The organism is Arthrobacter sp. zg.Y820 (assembly GCF_030125555.1).
GTDB lineage: Bacteria > Actinomycetota > Actinomycetes > Actinomycetales > Micrococcaceae > Arthrobacter_B.
The window spans coordinates 68001-89360 of sequence record NZ_JASKLX010000001.1 but is presented as its reverse complement, the minus strand read 5'-3'; the positions used below and the strand labels follow the sequence as shown (position 1 = coordinate 89360).

11 protein-coding genes and 1 pseudogene are annotated in these 21360 nt (G+C 58.8%); 7 read left to right on the top strand and 5 right to left on the bottom strand.

What is annotated here, in order from left to right; genetic code table 11:
- Positions 1-4: 4 nt before the first annotated feature.
- Positions 5-361 (bottom strand): variant leucine-rich repeat-containing protein, encoded by a 357-nt coding sequence (locus QNN99_RS00365; protein ID WP_229964448.1) that lies wholly within the window; start codon positions 359-361, stop codon positions 5-7.
- A gap of 200 nt (positions 362-561) precedes the next feature.
- Here QNN99_RS00365 and QNN99_RS17450 point away from each other — a divergent pair.
- Positions 562-717: pseudogene (locus QNN99_RS17450) on the top strand (DUF4236 domain-containing protein); the annotation flags it as partial.
- A gap of 207 nt (positions 718-924) precedes the next feature.
- The gene (locus tag QNN99_RS00360; RefSeq protein WP_229964447.1) at positions 925-1605 is read left to right on the top strand and encodes a tetratricopeptide repeat protein; all 681 of its coding nucleotides are present in this window, start codon (positions 925-927) and stop codon (positions 1603-1605) included.
- Between the two features lie 187 nt (positions 1606-1792).
- Here the strand turns inward: QNN99_RS00360 and QNN99_RS00355 are convergent, their stop codons facing one another.
- The 4 genes from QNN99_RS00355 to QNN99_RS00340 all read right to left on the bottom strand — a co-directional run bounded on the left by QNN99_RS00355 (position 1793) and on the right by QNN99_RS00340 (position 6940).
- Complete coding sequence (locus QNN99_RS00355) at positions 1793-2947, bottom strand: McrC family protein (RefSeq protein WP_229964446.1); 1155 nt, start codon at positions 2945-2947, stop codon at positions 1793-1795.
- 71 nt (positions 2948-3018) lie between these two features.
- Entirely contained in the window at positions 3019-5922 is a 2904-nt protein-coding gene (locus QNN99_RS00350) for an McrB family protein (RefSeq protein ID WP_229964445.1), read from the bottom strand.
- 82 nt (positions 5923-6004) lie between these two features.
- Positions 6005-6448: a hypothetical protein gene (locus tag QNN99_RS00345; protein WP_229964444.1), complete on the bottom strand. Its 444-nt coding sequence runs from the start codon at positions 6446-6448 to the stop codon at positions 6005-6007.
- A gap of 33 nt (positions 6449-6481) precedes the next feature.
- Entirely contained in the window at positions 6482-6940 is a 459-nt protein-coding gene (locus tag QNN99_RS00340; RefSeq protein ID WP_229964443.1) for a hypothetical protein, read from the bottom strand.
- A gap of 387 nt (positions 6941-7327) precedes the next feature.
- Between QNN99_RS00340 and drmD the strand changes: the two genes are divergently transcribed.
- The 5 genes from drmD to QNN99_RS00315 are packed head-to-tail and all read left to right on the top strand — an operon-like array spanning position 7328 to position 21257.
- Positions 7328-10534, top strand: coding sequence for a DISARM system SNF2-like helicase DrmD (gene drmD / locus QNN99_RS00335; RefSeq protein ID WP_229964442.1), 3207 nt, complete (start codon positions 7328-7330; stop codon positions 10532-10534).
- Positions 10535-10536: 2 nt separating this feature from the next.
- Entirely contained in the window at positions 10537-14697 is a 4161-nt protein-coding gene (locus QNN99_RS00330; RefSeq protein ID WP_229964441.1) for a DNA methyltransferase, read from the top strand.
- Positions 14697-18395, top strand: coding sequence for a DISARM system helicase DrmA (gene drmA, locus QNN99_RS00325; RefSeq protein ID WP_229964440.1), 3699 nt, complete (start codon positions 14697-14699; stop codon positions 18393-18395). The genes QNN99_RS00330 and drmA overlap by 1 nt, the downstream gene beginning before the upstream one ends.
- On the top strand, positions 18392-20488 hold the full coding sequence (gene drmB, locus QNN99_RS00320) for an MrfA Zn-binding domain-containing protein (RefSeq protein ID WP_229964439.1): 2097 nt from the start codon (positions 18392-18394) through the stop codon (positions 20486-20488). The genes drmA and drmB overlap by 4 nt, the downstream gene beginning before the upstream one ends.
- Positions 20469-21257 carry a phospholipase D-like domain-containing protein gene (locus tag QNN99_RS00315; RefSeq protein WP_229964438.1) on the top strand — a complete coding sequence of 263 codons (789 nt, stop codon included), beginning with the start codon at positions 20469-20471 and terminating at the stop codon, positions 21255-21257. The genes drmB and QNN99_RS00315 overlap by 20 nt, the downstream gene beginning before the upstream one ends.
- Positions 21258-21360: the final 103 nt, after the last annotated feature.

Sequence of the window (21360 nt, the reverse complement as noted above, 5' to 3'; positions counted from 1 at the left end):
GAAATTAGTGTCCGCGTTCTGCCTGCTGGGCCTGTTCGCGGCGGCGGAGTGCCTCGTTCACAGCCGGGTCATCAAGCGCGCCAAGCCACTTGAGCAGTTCGGGTCCAGCGGCCGGGTTGGCTGCCACGGCGGGGCGGGCCTTCGGCTCATCGGTGGCCAGTTCCTGCAGCCGCAGGCCGGGGGTTCCCGGGTCTTCGGCTTCGGCCAGGATGGCGACCTCGGCCGGGTCCACGTCCCGCGGCCTGGCTGCGGATGCTCCGGCGTCGACGATGTCTGCCGCCGGAATGTTCATCACCGGGGTGGTCCGCCCGGTCGACGGGGCGTTCTCGTCAGCGGGATGTTCCTGCATTTCGTTCTGCATGGGATCTCCTTTATCAGTAGCCTTACTACTATCCTTGCAGATGGTGGGGCGGGGTCCGAATCCAGAGCCAGCGCGCCAGATAAGTGCGGGCTTCGGTATCGCCAATGACCATCAGCCACCGACGCAGTCTCTGCAGCTACCTATACTAAAAAATGAGCAGCGCTGCACGGTGAAAACGACGCGTAATAGTGGGAGCTCAGATGGGGTTCAGGGCACGAAAATCGTTCAAGATCGCACCAGGCATTAGGATGACGGTCACCCCTAAAAGCATCGGCGTCAGCGCTGGCGTCAAAGGAGCCAGGATCTCAGCAAACTCTTCAGGCCGTGTGACACGCACCGTGGGCATCCCCGGTACCGGCATTTATCACACGGAAACCCTGTCATCCGGCCACACTCGACGTCGTCGCCAACCCGGAGCAGCCGCCAAACGGGGCTCGAATCCTAAACCGGGTGCCGCTCCTCAAGCGGTTCTGGTTCCTAAAGCCCCAACTCCCGGCCTCTTCGCACCCAAGTGGGAAAAGGAACTCCATAGGGCCGTCCTGGGAAAACCCGACTACGCGTCTTTGGCCCGCATCGGTGCCGACCACCCGCCTGCCCGTCCATTGGTTTCCCTTCTGGAGGCAACCCTGGTTTCGCTTCCCGCCGGCGACACGCAGCGTGGTCTCGAGCTGCTGACCTGGCTATTCGGTACCGGGTATGACCCGGCCACGGATGACTTCATCCAAAAATATCTGCCGGACGCCTCGTTCACCCTGCCCATCGCAGACGGCATCACCGTCCAGCTGCCCCCGGACCGGAATCTCATCGGCTTGCTGCTGGCCGAGCTCTACCAGGAAACCGGCGACATCCCGGCCGCCGTCGACGTCGTCGAACAACTCGAACCGAGCACCGTTACCGCTGTCTCTCTGGCAGAGCTGTACACGCAGCAGGGACGGTGGAATGACGTCGTCGACCTCACTGAGGGACTCACCAACGAGGACGAGGCAGCGACTTTCCTGCTGACCCAGCGCGGCATCGCGTTCCGTGAGCAGGGCTATTTCGAGGCTGCCCGTGCCTCCTTCAAAGAATCACTGCGGATACGATCCCGGCCGGCGGATCTGCGGCATCGCACCCTCATTGAGCGGGGTCTGACCTATCTCCGCGAAGGCAAGCGCTCGATGGCCAGGAAAGACTTCGAGAAGGTGCTCGCTGAGAACAGCAGCTATCCCGGGCTGCGCGAGCATCTCGCGGATCTCCAAGATTGACCGGGGGCGCGATCTTCTTGTGGCGCTTGATCGGTAACCCGAGCTAGGCAAAATCTAGCGGCAGGATCCGTCCTGCTCAAGTATTCAGAGGTCAGGTCATATGGACCGAAACGAAGAGCTAGCAACAGCACCCCTCAGGTTCTGGTCGAGCTCCGGGTTCTCCCGGAGCTCATCCTGTAAACAGCATCTATCCTTCGTTGCCTGCAGCTTCTGCAGTCCTCATCACTGACAGTTCCGCCAAGCGGTTGACCCGCGCCAAGACTTCGTCGGGGTGCTGCGAGAGATCCAGCGGATATTCCTCAACGGCGACGCCGGTATTCACAATCCTGCGGGACCGGTGCTCACCTGCGCCGGCGTAAACCAGCCAGGCCCGCGGGGCTCCCAGTGCGGTGCAATAGGCCAGCATTTGGTAATGGTCCGCGTTGGCATAGTTACCGCCGGCTGAAGAGGCCTTGTACTTGGCGTCGAAGACCACCGGCGGCGTACCGGAAGCTCTGTAAACAACGTCAATCTTCATATGGATTCGACCCTGCCCGGTGCCTTCTCCCGGATGGTCGAGCCTCGTTTTGTATTGCCGTTCCATCCGCCCACCAGGCATCCCCAACCGTGTTACCGCCTCGCCGAGAGCTACCTCGAGGAAGTCTTCAAAGACCGTGGCCATGTTAACGGCAAAGGACGCGACCCGGATTCCGCCGACGGCGGTTTCCGCCACCGAGTGCCGAAGAATGATCTCGGCCAGACGCAGCGCCGGCACATACCGCGCGTTGGAGCGCGTCTCCTGCCACGACGGCAGAGCAGTGCCGGCGCGCAGATCCCCGACGCCGTCGAGCTTCCGCTCCAGATGCGCCAGCCGCTGCCGAACCGAGCCCCTCACCCGGGTCAGTCCGAGGAGCCGTCGAAGCGCTGCACGCAGGATGCGGTTCTCCGCAATGTCCGCCGTGTGGTCGTCGTAGGTGACTTCCAAGGGCAGCAGCATGCCGGGCCGGCGGGAGATCTGGTCTGCTATCCGGATGCGTCCGCGCACGGTCCTGAGCGCATTGTCAACGGAAACGTAGCCGTGAAGGACACCGCGGGCCAGGGCCCGCTCGCTTTGGCGGGCAAGGGACTCGGCGAGCGCTGACCACAGGTCGGTTGTCTGCACGCCAGCCACGTCGTCCGGCTGGAAGCCCGGGTTGCGGGCGTATCCCAGCAGGAAGAGCAGCTGGCTGATACCCACCTTGTCCTTGGGACGGACATCCAACAAAACGTCGCCCACCTCGGCGGAACCCACCAGCCCGCGTGGGGAAAGCCGCCACATGCCGTTCCCCGCCAGCTGGACCTGCACGAGGCCAGTTTTGGCCAATCCGGCAGCCTCAGCGTCTGACAGGGCTACGGGAGGATGGTTATCCTCCAGCTCCCCTATCTGGATGTGCCTCACAGGTCAGCCGAGGAAATCCCGTCGACCTTGCGAGCGATCGCTTCAAGGCCAAACCTTGCGTGGATTTCCTGCCGGCTCATCCTGCCGTAATAGTGCTCTTCCAGCAGCGGCAGCAGCTCATATTTCCACACCTGTTTCAGACCCGCATCAGATACAGAATCAGGCTTCATGAAATAGGACGGGCCAATCATGAGGTCCCGGTCTTCCGCCTCGATTTCCTGGTTGAGCGCATCAAGGAGCAGCGCAGGCCGCCGGTCCATACTCTGCGATGCCAAGAAGCGATCGAGGAGGCCACTCGTCATGCCGTCCTGCGGATGCAGTTCGACGAACGCAAAACGACGGCGGATGGCTGCGTCCACCATGGCGATGGAACGGTCTGCAGTGTTCATCGTGCCAATGATGAACAGGTTGGGAGGAAGAACAAACTTCTCTTCGGAGTTGTACTGCAGATCGATGCTCTGGTCGCGGTATTCGAGCAGGAAATACAGCTCACCGAAAACCTTGGCCAGGTTGCCGCGGTTCATCTCGTCAATGATCAGGAAGAACGGTTTGTCCCGTTCGGCCGCGGCGGCTCCTGCGATCCGCCGCAGCGGGCCCGATACCAGTGCGAACGCCACCTGACCGTCGGTTCCCTTAACCGGGCGATACCCCTCAAAGAAGTCCTCGTACGCGTAGGAAGGATGAAACTGCACCGTGGTCACATGGTTGGTGTGCTCCTCCCCCACCAGATAACGCGCGAGTTTGCGGGCCAGGAACGTCTTGCCCGTCCCCGGTGGACCGTAAAAGACAATCTGGTTTCGTGTCTGCAGCAGGTCAATGACTTCCTGCAGGTCGTTTTTGCCCATGAACAGCTTGTCTGCAAATTCATCGCTGGCTTTCGGAAGTTCCGGAACGCCGCCGGTAGGAATCGTAAGTACGGGCACGACGTCGTCGTCCTGATCCACGTCTTCCACCAGCCAGGTACGCATGAGCGGCAGCCCCTCCGTCATGTCGATGACTGTCCCCTGCTCTTCGAGCAGCCGGGGAAAGGGGACCGGAAGATCTTCCGTCGGAATCGTTTGTTCCTGCCATGCGACCTCGCACATCAACTGGGCGACGGTGTCCTCCTGGACATATTCAGCAGTCCCCGTGATGACGCCCAGCTGCAGATTCTTGCCCAGAACCGTGACCACCAGGTCATCAGGCTTCATCTGAGTCAAAAACGAGTGGTAGGAACGAGCCCGCAGCCGCCGTTCGGAATAATCCAAGTGGCCATATCCGGCGTCGACCGCTGTCTGCAGATCGGCAAAGGAAGCCTCCGGCTCCGGGGCACCCAGGTACTGAGCTTCGAGTGAGACGACTCCTTTGTCCGCCCAACCTCCGGCCAGGGCCACGCCCGCCTGTGACTGGCGCACCAGCCAGGCGCGCGGAGCCCGCTCGGCCTTGGGCCGCCACTGGCTGACGAACGGTTCCTCATACCATTCGACGCGATGGCCGATCCGTGCCTCCTGCGCCTTGCGGATCAGGTGCAGATCCTTGGCCGTGGAGAATTCGTCGTCGCCTGACGCGCCCTCTATTTCGTGGGCGAAGGCATTGCGGATCTTCTTTCGGTGGCCCCAGTTGACGATCGGCTCAAAGAACCCGGGCCAGCTCAGGTATTCCATGGAGTACCTGATGGACGGCAGGTTACCCGCGACTGCTTCGGCAACGTCATGGAATCCCTGCGGAGTAGCTGCGGCGCGAGCGGCAGTATCCTCGCTGCTGCGAAGGCTGATGACCAGATCGCACAGCCAGCACAGGTGCCGCCAGAGCTGCACATTGAAGCCGGTGCCGCCGCTGAAGGCGCCGTGTGCGAGCAGCCCTGATTCCAGGGTTTCGGGAATGGCCGGAGCGTGATCGAGCCAGGACAATACTCGGGAAACCCGACCGAGCTTGGTTTCCGGGCGCAGGTTGGCGAGAGGCAGGCACTGCAGTGCGATGAGTTCCGCAGCGAGGAGCACCACTCCGCGGTCGGCTCCGGACAGCTGCTTCTCAAGTTTCTCCATGAAGGTGCCGGCACCGGCGTCGGGGTCCTCATAGACCCGGCGGTACAGTTCCCGAGCGTTCGCCTCGCTCCACGACACGACGTCGGGGTCAAAGGGAGACGGGCCGCCCACAATTCCGGGGATCAGGATGGATGCGGCGGCTGTTTCCAACAGCGGATAGGGGCCGGACCGCAGATCCTCCTCGACCAGCACTGTGTCCTGCTGGCTGCGCCAGGCTAGGAATTCGCGTTTACGGCTCGGTGCCCACTCGGCCGGAGGCGAGTAGTTGGTGACAAGCCAGACGAGACCCTGGGCATCCAGCCGGTCGACTAATTCCAGGCCGACTGAGGGAGCTGCTTCGAGCAGCCGATCCAAACCGGCCAGAAACGCTTCATAGCGTGCCGTTGCGGGTGCCCGGTTTGAAGGAATGTCCGCGGCCCCGATGAGTTTCAGGAAACTCGTGGCAGGCTCGGCACGGTAGGGCGGGAACATCCCCGGATTGGTCGCCATGAGCAGAACGGACCCGAAGGCGAGCAGGTTGCCGGGAGCAAGATCCGGTGCGAACCCACGGATCCCGTCGACGAAGGTGGTGAGGGCTGCCGGAGAAGATTCGGTGGTCCACAGGTCTTCGATTGCGGCCTTCAGCTCGTTTCGGTGTTCCTTCCCGGATTTCCGCAGGTTGTCGAGGAACCTCCAATTCAGAAGATTGCCGTGCGATAAATCCTCCAGGAGCAACTCAAACCAATTTGCCTCGCCGAAGATGAGCTTCTGTCGCGTTACGGTCAGCCGCTCGCCCATGTCAATCTTGTACGGGCGTTCCTCTTCCCTCCACTCAATCTCGGAGGAGAGCTTAGCTGCCCACTTCAGGAACGTGTCTACGTTTTCATATTCGGCCACTCTGGCATCCTATCCGGGACCTGAGTGTACGATCCGCCCCGCGCAGGCGAACATACGCCCGCAGGAGGGGCGGAAATCCCAGTCATTCCTGATCCCGCGATTCTCCGCCTGAGCTGGTTCCCGAACCTGACCTGTTTCCTCGCAGGAGCCGAGTGGCGCGAAGCCCCCGCCGTAGGGAGTCCTCTTCCAATGCAACCAGCGATACGTTCGGCCGTCGGGTGGTGAAGTGACTGTAACGAAGATTCTCCCCAATCTCTGTCAGACCCGGGGTGTTGCTGAGTTCGTTCAAGAACGACTCAACTGCGGTCTCTGCCGGCCAGTCTTCGTCGGACAACCGGGACATCGGGATGAGGTTGAACTCAATCGACGTTCCCTGGCCGGAGAAGTGGAACAGCGACACTGTGCCGAGCCGCCTCCCCTGCGCATCGTAAATTTTCAGCCCGCCCGACGCGCTGACCGCCCGGGAGCCTTGGAACTCCAGCTCAAGGGTTGCAGCCTCATCCATGAACGCGAGGAAGTTGGGCACCGACGCCGGTTCGTTCGCTTCCAGCCACGCCGCCTACGTCTCGGCGTCCCATACGGTCCGCTCACGGGAGTCCGATGCCGCTTTCGCCTCAGCCAGCTCCTCCCCATAGGTCTGGGCCATCAACATCTCGATCGAGCCCTGCGTGAGCCTGGCGTACTCCACCGCGATGATCGATGTTTCCGGCCCTGACATGGCGTTGAGATATTCCACCATTCGTTTCAGCGGCTCGTTGATCGCATCGACCGCCAGCACGATCCGAAACCGGCCCTGCTCCAGATTCCGGGCAACGGCGTCGCGCAGCAGGGCGCCGTCGTCATCGGGTTGAAAGAGCGATTTCCCGTTCCGGGCCTGCCAGCGCGCATCGAAGTCCTCGATGTCCATCTTCCACAGGCGCGAGGCGTAGTCGAACATCTGCCCGACGATCTCGCGACGGATCTGCGGGTTGCCGGCCAGCTTGCTCTCTACGAGCGTCACCTGTCCGTCGGAATCCACGACGACGACGTCGGCTGGCCCGGCAGCCGATTGGAACTCCCGGTGACGGCTTCGGGTCCGATGCCTGGAATCAGCTCCGGGTGTTCGGCGAGGATGTGCTGAAGTTAGGCTTCCGCGGCATAGCCGGCCAGGTCCGGCTCACGCCAGGTGCCATGTCCTCTGGTGTACCCGGCTTCGTCGGCTAGCGCAGCGCCAGGATCATGAGGCGCTGTCTTCGTGACAGCGCACTCGGAGAGTCTGCGACCGCAGGGCTCCCAGCCTGAAATGATCACTCAAAAGGAATCCGGGTTCGCTCCAAATTGACCCGGCCGCCAGCCCTCCCGCTGCCTCTCTCCGAACTGTGTAAAACTGGCAGTAAGGTTTCAGCTTCTTACTGGGGAGATATGCATGAGCGTTACTGCCGTCACTTATGGGCAGGGACAGACCGCGGGCGTTCCAACAGAGGGGCAATTGGTTGAGGTTCGCGGATCCCGGTGGGTGGTCACGGATGTCCAACGTCAAGGGCTGACCCGCAGTCCGGCAGACGAGGGGGTCCAGGGCAGCCAGCATTCCGTGGCACTACAGTCTGTGGAAGATGACCGGTTGGGCCACGAGCTCAAGGTCGTATGGGAACTTGAGCCGGGACGGACGCTTGTCCCAAACAAAGATTTGCCGGACAAGATCGATCCGGAGCGATTTGACGACCCTGAAACTCTCGCTGCATTTATCGATGCTCTCCGCTGGGGCGCAGTGACCTCAGCAGATGCCAAGCAGCTACAGGCCCCCTTCCGAAGCGCTGCCAACGTTGAGGCGTACCAGCTCGACCCCTTGCGCAGGGCCCTGGAAGCCTCTCGCGCCAACCTTCTCCTCGCTGATGACGTTGGGTTGGGAAAGACCATCGAAGCGGGCCTCGTTGTCCAAGAGCTGCTGCTGCGTCACCGTGCCCGTACCGTCCTCGTCGTTTGTCCGCCCAGCCTCTGTCTGAAATGGCAGGACGAAATGGAAGACAAGTTTGGCCTTCAGTTTGAGATCATCAACAGTGCATCGATCGTAGAAGCTCAGAAAACTTATGGCCCGCAGGCCAACCCGTTCCTCCTCTATCCCCGTGCCATAGTTTCTATGGCGTGGCTGTCCCAGCCTCGCGCGCAGCGGATGCTCCGCAGTATCTACTCGGAAGTGAAGAACCCGGCCAGCGCCCGGCAGTTTGCGTTCGACATCCTCGTCGTGGACGAGGCACACCACGTGGCGCCGTCGTCGCCCTCCGGCAAGGCAGGAGGTGGCTACGCAGTTGACAGCCTCCGAACCATCGCAGTGCGAGAGCTTGCCGATGCCTGCGAGAATCGGCTTTTCCTGAGCGCTACGCCACACAACGGTTACGCCGAATCCTTTACTGCCTTGTTGGAGATGATCGATCCCCGCCGTTTCGCCCGAGGGGCGGCGCTGGACCAGGAAGCCCTCAAGGCAGTGGCAGTTCGCCGGAGGAAAGACGATCTCCCCGACAAGGGATTCAAACCCCGCGATGTCATTGCGCTTCCCTTCACCCCTAGCCAAGACGAGGCTGACGCTTATGAACGGCTTCTTGACTTCACCACACGCCGGGACAAGGCGGCAAAGCATCGCTCGGGTTCAAGCGACCTCGTGACCTTGCTTCTCAAGAAGCGGTTCTTTTCTTCTCCCACTGCCTTTGCCATGACGGCAGAAGCATTCGTTTCCAACAACGACTGGAAGTTCGCCAACCACTATGTGAGCTACGACGAAACTCTCGGGTCCGACGCCGCAGACGAGGAAGAAGGGCTTTTGGAACATCCGGAGATGCAAGCGTTTCAAGCGGCCCGCTCCGGACACGGTCTGTCCGCCGGCGATCGGGCCCTCCTCCAAGAACTGGCCGAGTGGGGTCGAGACTACGAAGGCAGAGCGAATTCCCGTTTAGAAGCTGTCCTCCAGTGGCTCGATGGTGTCTGTCGAACCCACGGTCCCAATGGCACCAAGTCATGGACCGACCAGCGCGTGGTGATCTTCACCGAATATGTGGACACCCTCAATTGGATCCGAGACGTGCTGCAAAGCAACGGCTACACAGACGGACGTTTGGAAGTAATTGAAGGCGCAACGGACAAGGAGGCAAGGGAACTCATCCGTGCCAGGTTCAACGCTCCTCCGTCCGAACAACAGGTTCGGGTCTTGCTGGCGACCGATGCTGCCGGTGAAGGCATCGATTTGCAGGAGCATTGCCACCGTCTAATCAACTTTGATATCCCCTTCAATCCGACCAGGCTTGAACAGCGCATAGGCCGAATCGATCGCTACGGCCAAACCCACAATCCGCAGGTCTACCACTTCACGCCTGTGGGCGAGTCAAAAGCTCTCCTCAATGGGGACGCCGCCTTCCTCGCCCGTATAGCCGACAAGATCGCCAGGGTTCGCAATGACTTGGGATCGGCCAACGAAGTTGTGGCTCCAGACATCCAGAGAGAACTTGGGGGGTGGGACGTCCCCAAGCCAGCGCCCAAAAGGAACTCTGCCGAAGAGACGATTAACAAAATGTTGGCCGGTGGCCAGGAACTTAACCGCAGGCTCACTAATCTGGAAGAGGGATTGGAAAGAGACCGCAGCGAATTACACCTCACCCCGGCGAACCTGGAACGTGTAGTCGCTACTGCGCTTGAGATGGACCACCAACCCCCGTTAATGGACGCGGGCAGCGAAGACACTGATGCGCCTGTTTTCGAAGTGCCCGTCTTGGAACCTCGGTGGGTGAGAACCGTGGACACGCTGGCTACCCGGCTTCACCCCGGTATCCAGCGCAAGATCACGTTCGATGCCGAGGGAGCGAAAGAGGACAAGGATCTTGTCCACGTGCATCTGGGGCATCCTCTGGTCCAGCGGTCCTCCCGGATACTCCGCTCCGAACTGTGGAATCCCGACGCACGCATCAGCAGAGTTACGGCGGTAGTGGTCGACGGCCTTCAGGAATCTTTCGTGGCTGCAGCGAGTCGCCTCGTTCTCGTAGGCAAAGGCGGGCTCCGACTTCACGAGGAAGTATTCTTCGCCGCCACACGCCTCAACCGCCGTCAGGCGATCGCTCAGGGCAGCGTAGAACGACAGCTCGCGGAAGCGCTCGACGCCGGGCGGCTGGTTGCTGCCCCGGAAGCCCATCGGGTCGCTCTCTCGGAGATCTGGAACAGTGAAGCCGAGTCGGTTTCCATGAAAGCGCGCGTGCAGCAGATTGTGGACGAAACCGCGGCAAAACGTGCTGAAAAAGTCCGTGGGGCGCTGGAGTCACGCCGTGTCGAGGACCGCAAGCGGGTTGATGAGATCTTTACCCGGTTCAAGAACACGCTCCAAGGAACACTGGAGGGTCTCAAGGAAGCGGAACAGGACATGAACATTCCGATGTGGGAGGACGCCGAGAAACGGCAACGGGAGCAGGATATTCTCCGTATTCGTCTCAGACTCGATGCACTCGAAAGTGAAAAGGAACAGGAGCTTGCCATCGTGGAGCGTCGGTACCAGGACGTCAGTCCGCAAACACTAGCGGCAGCCGTTGTCTTCGCACTGACGCCGGAAGACGCGCAACTGACCGCCGACGAAGCCCGGAATAGGTGGGCCAAATAGCGATGAACATTGCAGCACGCAACGCACTTCAGCAAAAAATTCAGACGTCACATGCCTCCTGGATTCAGGCGTTTGACATCGAAGGTCCGTTCATCTCGGTCCCCGTGGCGAAAAAGGCATGGGGTGACGTCGTTCCCCGGCTTTCCGCTGAGGCCCACGAGGCCTTCAAGCTTCGCTTCGCTGACTTCATAAAGGCATACGACGCCCTGGATGCCGCCCGCCTTGATGCGTTGACCGAACTTTCAACGGACACAGAACAGCTGAACACACACTTGAAGCAGTTCCGCGACACTCAAAGTGATTGGGTGTCTTTTGTGCTCCGGGACCTCTGCAAATGGGGAGAACGATACGAGACGTTTGCCAAACCGAACCCAGAATTCACCGCTCGCAACCCCATGGGGACTGTCACTACGTCAGCCACTGGCAGGCTTCTGAGGGACGGCAAGACCCGTGCCCTGCTCCTGACTGTGGACCCGGTAGAGAGTCTGCGACAGGACGGCAAGGACGGCTGGTCAGCGAACCTGATCGACCGCATGGGAGAGATGCTCCGTAAGGCAGAGATCCCTTGTGGAATTGTGACTGATGGCCGGTGGTGGTCGGTGGTCTGGGCAGACACCCGCAAGGACGCCACTAGGGTTTCGACCATTGGCAGCGGCATCACCGACGGATTGAACTGGGCGAGTGATCTGCTGACGAGGGATGCCTATATCAACCTCGCCAACCTCAAGTCATTCTCCGGGGCAGATTTGAGCCACCGCCTCGACGCGCTGATTGCCGACAGTCTGCTGGACGCCGAACAGATCACCGAATCACTAGGAACCCAGGTACGCAGCGCCGTTGAACTACTGGTACAGGCTTTTTCGGAGAACTCGCTGAATGCAAGGAGAAGGGGGTTGCGCGACCCCCTTCCCGCCGATACTCATAGCGTCTATGAGGCTGCAGTTACGGTCATGATGCGGGTAGTTTTCCTACTCTTTGCCGAAGAACGTGGGCTCATGCCGACCGGAGAAATGTATCGCACATCTTATTCGATGGCTGGGCAACTGAACGAACTTGATGAGCGTAAACGGCATGACGGCGATGAATCGCTGGAGCGGACCGAGGTGTGGCATCGGTTGTTAGCAGCAAGCCGAGCGCTGTACGAGGGTGCCTCGTTTGACGACGTACGCATGCCGGCATACGGGGGTTCGCTCTTTGATCCCGAGCGTTTCCCCTGGATGGAAGGCAGCAGCACGTCCGCGGGCTTAGCCATTCGTGTCAGCGACCGTGTCATGCTGGAGGTATTGCGCTCCGTTCAATACGCCGAAACGGGCACTGGGCGGACTGCAACACGACAGAAGCTTTCGTTCCGCGATATCGATGTGGAACAGATCGGGTACATCTACGAGGGCCTCATTGGTTACACGTGCAAGCGGGTGCCAACAGGGCAGATCGTCCTCGGAATCGTGGGGAAGCCTGGAGCGGAACCCGAGATCACCCTCGCCAAGCTGGAAGAGCTGTACCGGGTATCCGGTGGCGACGATGAGACACTGGCCAGGAAGCTCATTTCATTCTGGAAAGCGGATCAGCCCGGGGCAGACCCCAAAACCCCGGCCCAGTTGGCGAAGACGCTTTCAGCGATCGACGAACCACAGACGGAAGAAGTCGACCTCAAGATTCGTCATCTCATAGACGATGAAGAGCGGCGTCACGAAATCGCCAGCTGGGGAAATCTCATCCGCCGAGATCTTCGTGGCATCCCCTACGTAGTGCCAGAAGGGGGCGTAGTTGTTCACGAGACCAAGTCGCGGGCCAATGCCGGAGCCCACTACACGCCACGCTCGCTTGCCGAGGAAGTAGTACTTCACGCCCTACAACCACTGTGCTATGAGCCTGGCCCCCTCCAGACCGCGGACTCATCCCTATGGAAGCTCAAGAGCTCTACGGAAATCCTGAACCTTCGGGTCGCCGACATCGCGGTTGGATCGGGCGCCTTCCTGGTCGCGGCCGCGAGGTACTTAGGCGAACGACTTTTGGAAGCATGGCAGCAGGAATCCACGACGGCCAACGAAACATCTCGCCGCGATCTCAACCTAGCCATCCGGGAAGTGGTCTCTCAGTGCCTCTACGGTGCCGACATCAACGAAATGGCCGTAGAGATGTGCAAACTCTCTCTATGGCTGGTTTCCCTCGATCCCAAAAAGCCATTCAGCTTCGTTGATGACAAGGTTCTGCACGGCAATTCCTTGCTCGGACTCACTAGCCTCAAGCAGTTGCGCGGACTGCATATAGATCCTTCGGCGAGGCGACTCGCTAACCCTGGTTTCACGGTGGACGTGGATTCGCCGCTGCAAAAGGCTGCAGATATCCGAGCACAGCTCGCAACACCGATTGCCGACCAGGCCGACCTCGACCCGCAGAGAAGTGCTAGACACAAGAAAATGCTTCTCGCCGAGTCAAAAGAAGTGACAGAGCAACTCCGCGCGATCGCCGATGGGATCGTCGCGGCCGGCCTCCTAAACGGAGGCAAGCCTAGTAAAACGTCAGATGAGGTCTACGAGAATCTCGCGTTTGCACTTTTGAGGGCGTACCCGAACGCGCCTGCAGACGCCGACTGTGCGATGCTCACCTCCATAACTGGGTCAGGCCTGGCCCCTACGGTGGAAACGGATTACATCCGGTGGAAGCCCCTCCATTGGATTATCGAAGTTCCGGATGTAATGATAACGCACGGAGGGTTCGACGCTATTGTCGGAAATCCACCCTTCCTCGGTGGGCAAAAACTAACGGGTTCAATGGGTGAGAATTTTAGAAATTGGTTAGTTTACGTTATCGCCCATGGACGGCGTGGCAGTTCGGACCTCGTAGGCTACTTCTTTCTTCGTGCTGCGGCACTGTTGCGTCCGGAAGTCGGACAATTGGGATTGATAGGCACTGATTCCGTCGCACAAGGAGCAACGAGGGAAGTAGCACTTGATCCCCTCCTCCAGTCTGGTCTAATTATTAGGAGAGCTATTCGAAGTGAAAAGTGGCCGGCAAAATCAGCATCTGTTCGATATAGTGCCGTGTGGGGTTCCCTTGCACCGCTCGAACCAGGTGCGGAAACTTCCTCTGACGGGAACAAGGGAAAAGTACTTTCGACGCTTGCTACGGAGGACAGCATTGCCGGCGCCCCCAAGAAGCTTTTTGAGAATGATGGACTCGCCTATCAGGGATGCATTTTATTGGGGCCCGGCTTTATTCTATCCCGCGAATCCGCACTAAATATGATAGAGAAGGACCCAATCAATAGGTCGGTTCTAACACCCTACCTGATCGGCGAAGATCTCAATTCACTAGTTGACGGCGTATCGCAAAAATGGGTTATCAACTTCGGCAATCGTACGTATGATGCGGCTGCAAAGTTCGTAGAGCCTATGTCCCGAGTCCGCGAACTCGTTTATCCGGTAAGGATGAATAATACGAGAAAAGCGCGTCGCGAGCGGTGGTGGCAGTTCGCCGAAAAGAGTGCAGGGCTCACGCATTCAATCGCTCAAAACTCCCGTGTTCTGGTAATCGCACAGGTTAGCCCGGCCCTCGCACCCGTATTCGTTGCAGCGGACAACACGTTCGATCAACAGTTAGTCGTATTCACACCTGAGAGCTACGCGTTTTTTGCGGCAATCTGCTCGAGCTTCCACGTACAGTGGGTAATAGAGTATGGGCTTACCAAGGGATCAAATCCTGTCTATACACCCAAGTCCGTTCTGCAAACGTTTCCATTTCCTGAGTTGACCACTGCTTTGGAAGAAATAGGTAAAGAGTTCGACGAATTGCGAAGTGAGGTGATGATCGAGCGCCAACTCGGCCTAACGAAGCTATATGGGCTCATCAATTCGCCCGACTGTCGGACGGATGACCAGATAAATAATATGCGGAATATGATTAGGGCTCTCGATGAGGCGATGCTGAGCGCTTATGGATGGACTGATATAGCACTCGGTCACGATTTCCATGTCTACAATAAAGTTCAAAAGTGGACCATCGCCCCCGATGCCCGACGGCAAGTGCTGGACAGACTACTCCAAGAGAACCACCGCCGGTCGTTACTTGAGTTGCATAACGAGGTTCCTAATAAAGCGAGACGATCAGGGACTAACCGTCGACTACCTGGGACGACTGATGCTCAGGAGAGGATGTTTTGATGCCAAACTCGTTCGAGGCACGCGAGGAATTCGCCGATCTGCTGCGCTTGAATCTGCTGGGACCGAGACTTGGTGAAAAAGAAACGCTCACACAGAGCCCGCGGGACGCTTACCTGGTAGGCGTGTTAGCGCCATCGGCATTGGAAACTGCAGTGATCGAGGGCAAGGCGACTCTTTCGCCGGAAGACCCGAGTGATAATGCCGCCCAACGATTTGCAATGGGTGATCCCAAGGCGCAAAGAGGTGTGTCGGTCGAGGCCGAAGAGGACAACGAAGATGAAACCGAGGATGCCGACGATTCCTCGGTGAAGTCCGTAAAGAAGGGCTTGATGGCGCCTTCATCCATGGGCATTCGGTTCCGTCTTCCTGCCGAGGTGGATGCAGTTCGGGTTGTCGCATCGTGGGGACGTTACAACACCAGTACCGTCGTCTCGGAGCCTCCGGCGGAAACCTCCGTGGGCGTGCAAGGTCAAAAACCCAGGACGACCTATCAGCGTGAGCCTTTCAGGATCGAGGAAACCCTCAACCTGGGTTCGATCGTTCCGGGAGTGACCGAACGGGTTCACCTCTCCAAACCTGTGATACTCCAGGTCGACCGGTATCTTCAGGCTGACGGGACTCAGCTGATCGAGCTCGCCCTTTGCAATGACCTACCGACATCCGCAAAGATCCCGCTTTACGACTGGCTTTTCCAGACCCATTTGCTCGTTACCGACGTCGATGATTCGCCTGTCTTTCTTCCGAGCCATGACTACCTCGCAGAGGACATCGAGCCTCATCTCGACGACGAAGAAAAGGCTTTGGCCCTTCAGTACCGGAACCGGTTGGAGTTTGCCGTCGGCCGCACTTGCTCTGTGACTTGGACTGTGGATGCGGGTGCACGGCGAGCACGGTCTGTGCAAACATCTTGGCTACCCGTCGCTGAGATACCGCAGACACAGGCGCCGTCGATGAAAGACGTCGAGCTGGACATGGATAAGCTCGCGATGATCGACGCAGCCGATGTGGAGACCGCCCTCATGCCTCTCGCCACTGGCTACTCCACGTGGCTCATAGAACAGAGGACGAAAACCGGATCGCTTCCGGACAATCTCCGCCGGACTGCGGAAACCCTAATTGAAGAAGCTGACTTCGCTCGCAACCGTTTGATCGAGGGAATCAGCTATCTCGCGGGAAACGCCGCAGCCCTCGATTCTTTCCACTTCATGAATGCTGCAATGCGAGATCAGCGCTTTCAGTCGCAAGTTGCACAAGTGCGGGCTTCAGGGGACGCCGCTTCCCTCGAGGACTCTAGACAATACGTACTATCAGACGCGGAATACCGAGCGCCTGCATGGCGAGCCTTCCAGCTGGCATTCATTCTGATGCAAATCCCCTCCATGGTGGAACCCCACCATCCCCGCAGATCAAGCGCTGCGGCCAACGTTGAGCTGCTCTTTTTCCCCACCGGTGGTGGTAAGACTGAGGCCTATCTCGGCCTGGCTGCCTTTACGTTCGCCATCCGGCGCTTACAAGGAGCCGTGACCGCCGGCGACGGAATCACACAGCTCGAAGGTGAACCTGGCGTCGCAGTCCTCATGCGATACACCTTGAGGCTTCTCACCGCCCAGCAGTTCCAGCGTGCAACGGCCCTGGTCTGCGCCGCCGAGATGATCCGCCAATCCGACCCCGACAAGTGGGGAAGCGTCCCATTCACAATCGGGTTGTGGGTCGGAATGAACGTAAGCCCAAAGCGCTTCGACGACGCGAAGGAGCAAATAGACAAGGTCAGGTCAAACAACAATGCAAAGGCGCACGGACTCACTGTTCTACAGGTGAGCCGTTGCCCGTGGTGCGGAACGGCGATTGACGGGCGTAGCCATGTGGAAGCCGACCCAGATCGTCAGCGTATATATGTCTACTGTGGGGACGAGGATGAGGATTGCCCCTTCACCAAGGGACGGAGCAGTAAGTGGGCAAATCCAGGCCTGCCCATCCTGACCGTTGATGAAGAGATCTATCGTTATCCGCCGACATTCCTCCTAGGTACCGTAGATAAATTCGCCCGCTTATCACGGGAAGGAGAAGCCGCGAGTCTTTTCGGGTACGTTCGCAAGTACTGTGAACGCCACGGTTATGTGCACGGGGATACCCAGGCCTGCGGGGGTGCCGAAAAACACAATGCTAAAGCGACGGTGCCCGCGGCGACAGTGGTCGAATGCAGTCGCCTGCGACCACCTGACCTCATAATCCAGGACGAGCTGCACCTCATCGCCGGGGCATTGGGGACCGCCGTCGGGCTCTTCGAGTCGGTCGTCGACGTCGTGAGCTCATGGACAGATGCCGAAGGGCGGGATATACGGCCACTTATCATCGCGTCCACAGCTACTGTACGGAACGCCCACGAACAAGTGCGCGCGCTGTACGGACGGGTTCCCAGCGTTTTTCCGCCGCAGGTCCTCGACGTGGAAGACACGTTCTTCTCGAAGGAACTGCCTGTCTCTGAACAGAACCCTGGTCGTCGCTACATTGGCGTCTGCGCCCAGGGCGTCCGCCTAACAACGGCGGAAATCTCACTCGCATCCCTGCTGCTCTTATCCGGGCAGAAGGTTCTGGACGACTTCGGAAACGCTGCTGACCCTTATATGACCCTTGTGGGATACTTCAGCGCCACCCGCGAGCTCGCTGGTATGAGCCGGTACGTCGCCGATGATGTGACCACCGCGGTCGGACGGCCCCGACAGGACTCGGGCTTCACCCAACGCATAACGTCCTATCAATTGCAATACGGCGAACTAACCTCGCGCATTTCGTCCGATGACATCAAAACAACCCTGGACAAGCTAGCAATCGAGTTCGATTCCACCACACATTCGACAGAGGCTCGCAAAGCCTGGAGAGACGCTCGTGACGCGGGAAAGAACCCCCCTTCTGCCAGAGGACCCTATCCGTACGACGTCGTGCTGGCGACGTCGATGCTGCAGGTTGGCGTCGACGTCGGCAGGCTGGGATTGATGCTGGTTGTCGGTCAGCCGAAGAACACAGCTGAGTACATTCAGGCTTCGTCCCGCGTAGGGCGAGTTGCCAGCAAACCCGGTTTGGTCGTCTCCCTAGGCAATTGGACCCGGCCTCGAGATTTGGCGCACTTCGAGCAGTTTCAGCATTACCACCACACCTTTTATTCGCAGGTCGAGCCTTTGTCGGTGACACCTTATTCCGAGACGTCAATGGACCGTGGTGTCGCTGGATTGCTCGTCTCGGCGGTGCGGGTGATCGAGGGATCCGTGGGCAGCGACTCGCTGAACCCCGAGCAGAAAGCTGGCCTGGTCAGTACCCGATACGCCGAAGTCGAGAAAATCATCTCGAGACTTCTGTTGCGAGTGGAAGCAGCGTCCGAAGAGCACCAGGCCGAGCGCTTCAAAGACCTCATCCAGATGCGGCTCAATTATTGGGACAAGAGGGCAAAAGAGGCATCTTCTGACCTCGGCTTCACCAAGCCCACAAGTGTCAACGCGAATGCCAACGCATTCCTACTAAAAAGCCCGGAAGAACTGGACTCAAAGAACATGGACGATTTGTTCCGCGTCGCCAATTCCATGCGCGAGGTCCAACCCGAAATCAACATTCTTGTGAGCCCGATCAAGGAGAACCTCGTGGCCAATGACGCCCAGATCGGGGCCGTGAAATGGGTTTTCCCGGCTGAGGAAGGTAACAAGTGACCGAGAAAGTTATGGATGCACTGGACCATCCCGAAGATCCTGGAGCAGATCTCGATCCGCTAGGAGATGCAGAGGTTTCCAATAGCAAGAACCGGGCAAAGGTTAGCGGACAACGGCCAAATGCCCTCCTCTACTCGTCAGGTGTGGGAGCAATCGTGGATCTGCCAAACATGACAGTGATGCCTGCAGGGCTTGACGCATGGGACAAGATATACGCACGCCGGGAACACCAAACCACTATCAGTGAGCCCCGATTGCTCGATGTCGTGCGCGGCCATCTGGGCCCGCAGGTGGAACAGCTTCGCCCGTTTCCCTGGCAGCCCACGGGGAACAGTTACAAGGACGAAGGCAAGGACCTAGGCGTTCCCGCCCGCGTCTTTCCTCAATGGTTGAGGTGTACCGGCTGCGACCGGTTGGCAAGAGTCTCGAGTTCGATTTTCACGTACAAAAACACCAACCCGTTCCGGCCGGACCAAGCCGGCTTTACCCACGAAGGATGTCTTGGACGCTCCAGAGCCGCAGAAGCAGCTTCGCCCAGGCCGAAGTCAACCGCCAAAGGACTGGCTCGCCCCGCGGTCCCAGCCAGGTTCCTCCTAGTCTGCGCAAACGGACACGTTGATGAATTTCCGTATGTGGAATGGGTTCATCGCGGGGAGAAGTGCGCGAAGGCGGCCGTTCCATCGCTGAAACTCCAAGATCTCGGAAGCTCCAACCTGACAAAGATCACATGCTTGTCCTGCAAGGAATTCCGGTTCATGAACGAGGCCTACGGCCCCGTTGCACAGCGGAAATTGCCCCGCTGCAGGGCACGCCATCCGCATCTGGACTGGTTCGATCCGAAGGGATGCAGTGAAGAGGTCAAGACCCTCATGATTGGTGCTGCCAATCTCTGGTTCTCGTCACTAGTGTCTACGTTGGTGCTGCCCCGGAAAGTTGACCGGTCAGCCGTAGAGGTGGCACGAGAGCTCAAGGGTGCGTTGTACGCTTCCGATCTGGCGACAATCCAGTCTCTCGTACCGGCAAAAGCAATCGATGCCATGCGCGCACTGATAAAGGCGCAGTGTCAGGTACCCGTTGAAGACCTCACAGACGAAATTTTGGTGGAGGCCGTGAATCTCGCCTCTAGTGGAGAAGACCTGAGCGATGTGGCGGACGTGGATGCTCCCGCATTCGACCAGGTCAGACTTCTCGATCCGGAATGGCGGGTGCTAAGTGACCCCGGCCAGTTTCCAAAAATTGCAGCTACATCAGAATTCAAGATCGAGGACGTCGCCCCTCCTCCCGGATCCGACCGTATTGTTGCGGGTGTTGGGGCGGTAAACAAGCTCAAGAAGGTTAACGCCCTGATTGGGTTCACGCGTATAGATGCATTGGACAGAATCTCGGACCAGAAAAGCCGGGTGGTGCCGCTTCGGCGCACGAAGCCTGAGTGGGTACCGGCAACGGAGGACCGAGGTGAGGGAATCTTCATACGTTTCGATGAGGAGACGGTAGCGGCCTGGGAGAAACAGGTTGAAGACACCGTTCTTTGGGAGCGACACCAAGAGGCCCATCGACGGAACTGGAACAACCGGCAATCTGAGACGGCACAAATCGGGAACCCCGACGATAGGTTTCCGCCGCCCCGTTTCTGGGCGGTACATACGTTTTCCCATGCGCTTATCCGTCAAATGACCCTTCGGAGTGGATACAGCTCTGCCAGTATCGGGGAACGACTGTACGCGTGGAAGGGCGACGGCGTACTTCAGCCAGCGGCGGGCGTATTGATTTCCACAACGGCTCCCGACTCTGAAGGGACGCTCGGCGGACTAGTAGCGCTTAGTGACCCGGCCAAATTAGGCAAACTGATCCACGACGCGTTGCTCCGTGCGTCCCGGTGCTCCTCTGATCCTGTATGTGGCCAGCGCGTTCCCCACGATCCGGAAGACTTTCTACATGGTGCAGCTTGTCACTGTTGCCTGTTTAATTCAGAGACCTCCTGCCAGAACTCCAACCGATTTCTCGATCGACGGTTCTTAGTCGACCTACCTGCGTCGAGGGAAGTCGGCCGGGAAAAGGTACCCAGCCTGTTCCATGCGCTTCTGGCTGTATGAGATGTCCGATAGGGGGGCTGAACCATTTAGGGAGCTCGGCAAGATCCTCACACCAGCTGAGTTGAAGAAGTTGGTTTCCGCTTTTGAGATGGGTCAGAGCTGCGCAATGGCCGCAAAGCAGCTTTCCGGAAGTAAGATTCAGCAAGTCACCGCCTTGCTCAGTGATGCCGGCTTGGGTGAGACCGGTGCCGGCCACCGGGCAGGGATGTTTGCCGCAATTCTTGCTGCTCGTGAACAATCTCAGGCTGAAATTGAGACGGTATGGACAATGCCTGCGACTGCCCAGGTCGCTGGGCTTAGCACTTCGGCGATCTTCCATGAGATTGGCAAGGCGAGAGAATCTATAGTTGCATCGACGTTCAATCTCCAGCTGAAGAGCCGAGTGCTTCAAGCCCTGAGTGCGGCCGCGCGTCGCGGCGTGGCGGTCACTCTGATGGCCACGCCAGGTGGGATCTACGGCCCGTCGGAGGGGATGATGAAACTCTCGATCAAGCTAAGCCACGAGATTCCGGGCTGCAGGCTACTGACCCTGGCAGACGCCGCAGACGGGACTTACCAGGTGCTGCATTCCAAATTTGTCGTCGTCGATGCCGATTGGGCGTTCGTCGGGAGTGCAAACTTCAGTGATGCGGCGATAGAAAAGAATGTTGAACTGGGTCTGCAAGCCCACTCCCGAACACTGGCCAGGAAGATTCTTCGAGATATTCAGGCCTTTGAAATGCAAGGCGTGCTGGTGCCGGTTTTGGAGCCTGGCAGCCGCGTCTCATAAAGTCGTCAAAAAATCCTAAGAGCGTACAGGTTACCGACAATTCTCCTGCGGCATTCGAATCCTTTGGCCTTACGTGCCGCACCAACAAAGAGTGGAGCAATTC

Coding starts and splice junctions, on each gene's coding strand:
- QNN99_RS00365 (WP_229964448.1), bottom strand. CDS start 361: ATGCAGAACGAAATGCAGGAACATCCCGCTGACGAGAACGCCCCGTCG.
- drmD (WP_229964442.1), top strand. CDS start 7,328: ATGAGCGTTACTGCCGTCACTTATGGGCAGGGACAGACCGCGGGCGTT.
- QNN99_RS00330 (WP_229964441.1), top strand. CDS start 10,537: ATGAACATTGCAGCACGCAACGCACTTCAGCAAAAAATTCAGACGTCA.
- drmA (WP_229964440.1), top strand. CDS start 14,697: ATGCCAAACTCGTTCGAGGCACGCGAGGAATTCGCCGATCTGCTGCGC.
- QNN99_RS00315 (WP_229964438.1), top strand. CDS start 20,469: ATGCGCTTCTGGCTGTATGAGATGTCCGATAGGGGGGCTGAACCATTT.